At 36.7% G+C, this 5,165-nt stretch carries 4 protein-coding genes; all 4 read right to left on the bottom strand.

Annotated features, from left to right (window positions below; genetic code table 11):
• Window positions 1-240: 240 nt before the first annotated feature.
• Window positions 241-1,953, bottom strand: coding sequence for a catalase (locus ACOX6R_RS07130; RefSeq protein WP_433448705.1), 1,713 nt, complete (start codon window positions 1,951-1,953; stop codon window positions 241-243).
• Window positions 1,954-2,135: 182 nt separating this feature from the next.
• Complete coding sequence (locus ACOX6R_RS07125) at window positions 2,136-3,203, bottom strand: branched-chain amino acid aminotransferase (protein WP_433448703.1); 1,068 nt, start codon at window positions 3,201-3,203, stop codon at window positions 2,136-2,138.
• 90 nt (window positions 3,204-3,293) lie between these two features.
• Window positions 3,294-4,034: a TIGR03915 family putative DNA repair protein gene (locus ACOX6R_RS07120; RefSeq protein ID WP_433448701.1), complete on the bottom strand. Its 741-nt coding sequence runs from the start codon at window positions 4,032-4,034 to the stop codon at window positions 3,294-3,296.
• Window positions 4,012-5,165, bottom strand: a 1,154-nt coding sequence (locus tag ACOX6R_RS07115) for a putative DNA modification/repair radical SAM protein (RefSeq protein WP_433448700.1), incomplete at its 5' end; no start/stop codon positions are given. The genes ACOX6R_RS07120 and ACOX6R_RS07115, both read right to left, overlap by 23 nt.

Raw genomic sequence — 5,165 nt, 5'->3', positions numbered from 1 at the left:
TTTCTTTTAAAAGAATAACACATTCCTCAATAAATAAGTACACCAAAATTTAGCTAAATAATCTAATACGCGACTAGAAAATTAAACTGAGTTTCGTCTCCTTAAAAGTTATATAACGAGACTTGTCAATGGATTTTAAAATTTAAAAACTACTGATTATTCAGAGTTTCTCTTTACTATTTTCATATTGAGAAAGATAAACTTACAATCAGTAGTTTTATTTTAAAAGATTTTATTTTTTTATAGCACGAAAGGATCGTCCATTGGATCTATGAATTTTTTAGGGTCATAGTCTGTCTTTATTTCATCCCATTCGTATTTTGACATGTCCTCGCTCTTTACATCTAGTTCTGGATGTGCGTTGTTAGCTTTGTAGTTTCCTTCTCTTGTGTCTCTATCTGGAAGATTCAAGTCAACATCATCTATATTTATATTTAAAGCTTTTGCAAGTCTTTTTCCGTAATCTTCAGAGGCTTTGTAGCAGTGAGCTATCCATCTGTGTTTAATCTGAAGTGTTGCATCTCCCATTGCTCTTGCAGTGTTTTCACATAGCACCTGTTTTTGGTCTTCTGTAAGCGCATTGTAAAGAAGTCCCGGTTGTGTGTAATAGTCGCTGTCGTCTTGTCTAAAGTCGTATCTATCCACATCGCCACCTTTTTGAGGCACTTCGTAGCCCCTTTTATCTTCTTTCCAGTTGCCGTAGGAGTTTGGTTCGTAGTGAACTTCAGAGCCTAGGTTTCCATCAACTCTCATCGTTCCATCTCTGTGGAATGGGTGGTAATCTTCTTTTTTCATTCCACGAGGTGAGTTTACAGGTATTTGGTGATGGTTTACGCCGAGTCTATATCTCTGTGCGTCGCCATACATCATGATACGTGCCTGAAGCATTCTGTCTGGTGAAAATCCAATTCCTGGTACATTTTGTGCTGGGTTAAATGCTGACTGCTCCACGTCTTGGAAGTAATTGTCTGGATTTCTATTTAGTTCAAATTCTCCAACTTCTATGAATGGATAATCTTTTTTTGGCCACATCTTTGTGAGGTCGAAGGGATTAAAGTTAACTTCCTCTGCCTCTTCTTCGCTCATCACTTGTATATACATCTTCCATTTTGGATATTCTCCAAGCTCTATTGCATCGAATAAATCTCTTTGGTGAGAGTCTGGATCCATTCCCTTAACTTTCATTGCCTCTTGATCTGTTAGGTTTTGAATTCCCTGCTGTGATCTAAAGTGGAATTTTACCCAAGTTCTCTTGTTGTCCTTATTTATAAGTGAATAAGTGTGTGAACCAAATCCGTGCATGAAGCGGTATGATGATGGAATTCCTCTATCTGTCATTATAATTGTAACTTGCAATAGCGCCTCTGGAAGAGATGACCAAAAGTCCCAATTTGAATTAGGGCTTCTCATGTTAGTCTTTGGATCTCTCTTTACAACGTGGTTTAGATCTATAAATTTCATCGGGTCTCTAAAGAAAAACACTGGTGTGTTGTTGCCAACTAAGTCCCAGTTGCCATCTTCTGTATAAAATTTAAGTGCAAATCCTCTTATGTCGCGGTCGGCATCAGCATATCCTCTTTCGCCTGCAACTAGTGAGAATCTTGCAAACATCTCAGTTTCTTTGCCAACTTCTGAAAAAATCTTTGCCTTTGTGTACTCTGTTATATCATTTGTAACTTTAAATGTTCCAAAAGCACCTGAGCCCTTGGCATGCATTCTCCTCTCAGGAATTACTTCTCTGTTGAAGTGAGCCTGCTTTTCAAAAAGCCAAGTATCTTCAAATACTCCTGGGCCTCTTAAACCTGCAGTCATTGTGTCTTGATTGTTTTCAACAGGAGCACCTGAAGCTCTTGTGATTTTAGGATTGTCTCCCGCCACATCGTTCTTACTTGAAAGTGTCTTGTCTAGGCCATTTTTTGCCATGGGATTTGTATTCATCTTCTTATCTTTCATATATCCTCCTAATTTTTCTAACACAAATAACGCTTAATTAAACTATACCCGCGCATAGATATATAACGCAAGACTTAGAAAATTAGGTTTAAATTTTAAAATCTATAAATTAAAAGTTAAGACTATGAATTTAATTTTTCGAAAAATAAAACCCAGGATTTCTCCTGGGCATACTATTTTACTTAGTCCATCTTTATTTCTTCTCTCCAGCCGTATTTGTCTTCTGCACGGCCCCACTGTATGTCTGTAAGTTTGTTGTAGAGCTCGTGAGTTAGCTTACCTGTTTCGAAATTGTTTATTATCTCTTCTTCTCCCTTATAGAAAAGCTCTCCGATTGGGCTTATTACTGCTGCTGTTCCTGTACCCCATGCTTCCTTTAGTCGTCCTTCTTTTGCTGCTTTCATAAGTTCATCAACTGCAAGGTGTTTTTCTTCTACCTTATAGCCCATGTCCTTTAGAAGCATTATTACAGAATCTCTAGTTACTCCAGGAAGAACTGTTTCGCCTGCTGGTGCTGTTATTACCGTATCATCAATTAAAAACATTACATTCATTGAGCCGACTTCTTCTACATATTTTCTGTGAACTCCATCGAGCCACAAAACTTGAGTGTAACCGAGCTTTTCTGCTTTTACTTGTCCAAGAAGTGATGCTGCATAGTTTCCTGCACATTTTGCAAATCCTGTTCCGCCAAGGCTTGCTCTTGTGAGTTCGTCTTCTACATATATTTTAACTGGCGCAAGTCCTTCTTTATAATATGCTCCAACTGGTGAAAGTATTATGCTAAATCTGTAAGATTTTGAAGGTGCAACGCCAAGTTTTACTTCTTTTGCATACATGAATGGTCTGATGTATAAAGACTCGCCGTCTCCTGTTGGTATCCAGTCCTTTTCCACTTTAATTAGCTCTTTAATTGCTTCCACAAACATATCTTCAGGAAGCTCTGGAAGGCAAAGTCTGTCGTTTGATCTTATAAATCTCTTCGCATTCATGTGAGGTCTAAATAAGTAATATTTTCCGTCGGGGCTCTTGTATGCCTTTAGTCCTTCAAAGGTTGCTTGTGCGTAGTGAAGAACCATAGACGCTGGATCCATATTTACGCCTTCATAAGGTACGATTTCTGCGTCGTGCCAACCCTTGTCTTTGTCCCAGTCCATGTTAAACATGTAATCTGTAAATATTACTCCAAATCCCAAATCTCCCTTTGGTTTTTCTTTTAATTTATCTCTCTTTACAAATTTTATGTCCATAAATCTCCCTACCTTTCTTTAAATTTTATATAAATATTTTTACCATTTTATGAGATTTTTAAACTTTTTCTAATCTCTTTAGTTATTTTTTTAAAATTTATCTTTCTCAGGCAGGTATCTCCAATATTTTTTTGGCATATTCGATGTCATAAGTTTTGTATTTTTTCTCTCATCAATTGAAACTGATTTGTAAAATTCTCTCCACAAATCCCTAAATTTGTCCTCTTCCTTCGTCTCATTTATTTCAAAGTCCTTCGCAAAGATATAATCAAGCTCACCCTTTAAATAAAAGGCCGCGTAATTTCTCCTTGCATCATAAATTATAAAGTCCTCGCCCTGAAGTCTATTTTTAAAGTGAGGCATCAAAAATTTTAAAATGTCGTTTTGGGGAGTAAATTCTGCAAATAATACCCCTCCTTCTATTTCTTTAAATCTCAAAAGTCCGGTGTATGCGTGAATCTCTCTTGCCAACTCTTTTTGTATTTTTAAAAAGTTTACAGGTTCTTTTTCGCTTGAATATAAATAATCTTTGCCGTATAAATACATTCCCTTAAGAGTCTTTGCAATAGAGTCTTCTTTGTTTTTGTAGAAACTGCTAAAAACGAAAACTATTTTATTTAAAAAGTCCCAACCAAAATTTTTTAATATGGACTTTTTTACTCTCATTGCCTTATTTTTATCGCTTGATACAAAAACCTCATCATTAAAGAAATCCTTCTCCAGCTTTTTTGGTTCAATATGTGAGTTTTCCAGGATTTTATATTTATCGAATATAACTGTAAAAAGTCCCATTAGACTTCCGTCGTAATTAAAAAAATGATAATTGTTCATATTTTTTCTCTTTTCTGTCGCTCAAAAGGTAGGATAGATAATCTTCTGATTTAATTCTTCCTCCCCTGTAGACGCCGTCGACCTTTATGAAGTACTTTGCTCTTTTTAGTGAAATTTTTAAACTGCTTAAGCTATCGTAGGATAATTTTGCAAATTTTCTCGCGTTAATAATCCTCATGGCATAAGTCGGCCCAATGCCAGGTATTCTAATTAGCTCCTCATAAGTCGCGTGATTTATCTCTATTGGAAACTTGTCAATATTTCGAATTGCCCAACTCGCCTTGGGGTCGAGATTGAGATCCAAATTTGGAAAAGCTTCGTCTGTAATTTCTTCTGCCTCAAATTTATAAAATCTCATGAGCCAATCTGCTTGATAAATTCTGTGCTCGCGAATAAGGGGAGTTTTTGTTACACCAGATGTAAATTTGCTCTTTACGACAGGTACATAGCCAGAATAATATACTCTTTTTAAGTTAAAATTCTTGTATAAATTAGAAGACCTCTTTAAAATAACATCGTCGCTTTCTCTTGATGCTCCAATTATCATCTGAGTAGTCTGACCTGCCGGCACAAAACTTTCTGCGTGTTTAAATTTTTTCTTGTCATGAGAGTGTTCTTCGATTAGGCTTTTTACACTATTCATGGGGCGATAAATCGCAGGATACGTCTTTGATGGAGCAAGAAGTGACAGCGCCTTCTCCGTTGGAAGCTCAATATTTATGCTCATGCGATCGACGATCCTTCCCATTTCTCTAATTAGGTCGCTACTTGATCCTGGAATTGCCTTCATGTGAATGTAGCCGTTAAAATTGTATTCGCCCCTTAAGATTTTTGCCACATTTATCAAAAGTTCCATGGTGCGATCTGGACTTTGTATGACTGCAGAAGATAGAAATAGCCCCTCTATGTAATTTCTCCTGTAAAAATTAATTGTAATTTCAGCAACTTCGCGCGGACTAAACTCAGCCCTATTTATATCGGAGCTTCTCCTGTTAATGCAGTATTCGCAGTCGTAGACACATTTGTTGGTTAAAAGTATTTTTAAAAGCGAGATGCACCTTCCGTCCTCGCTCCAGCTGTGACAAATCCCAGCAATACTTGCATTGCCAAGGCCTCCCTTTTTGTTTTTTC

The sequence above is a fragment of the Peptoniphilus sp. genome, from assembly GCF_050943655.1.
Classification (GTDB): Bacteria; Bacillota; Clostridia; order Tissierellales; family Peptoniphilaceae; genus Peptoniphilus_A.
This window is presented reverse-complemented; position numbering and strand designations above follow the sequence as displayed.

Bases quoted from the DNA above. Each gene is read 5' to 3' on its own strand.
- ACOX6R_RS07130 (WP_433448705.1), bottom strand. From the start codon at position 1,953: ATGAAAGATAAGAAGATGAATACAAATCCCATGGCAAAAAATGGCCTA.
- ACOX6R_RS07120 (WP_433448701.1), bottom strand. From the start codon at position 4,034: ATGAACAATTATCATTTTTTTAATTACGACGGAAGTCTAATGGGACTT.
- ACOX6R_RS07125 (WP_433448703.1), bottom strand. From the start codon at position 3,203: ATGGACATAAAATTTGTAAAGAGAGATAAATTAAAAGAAAAACCAAAG.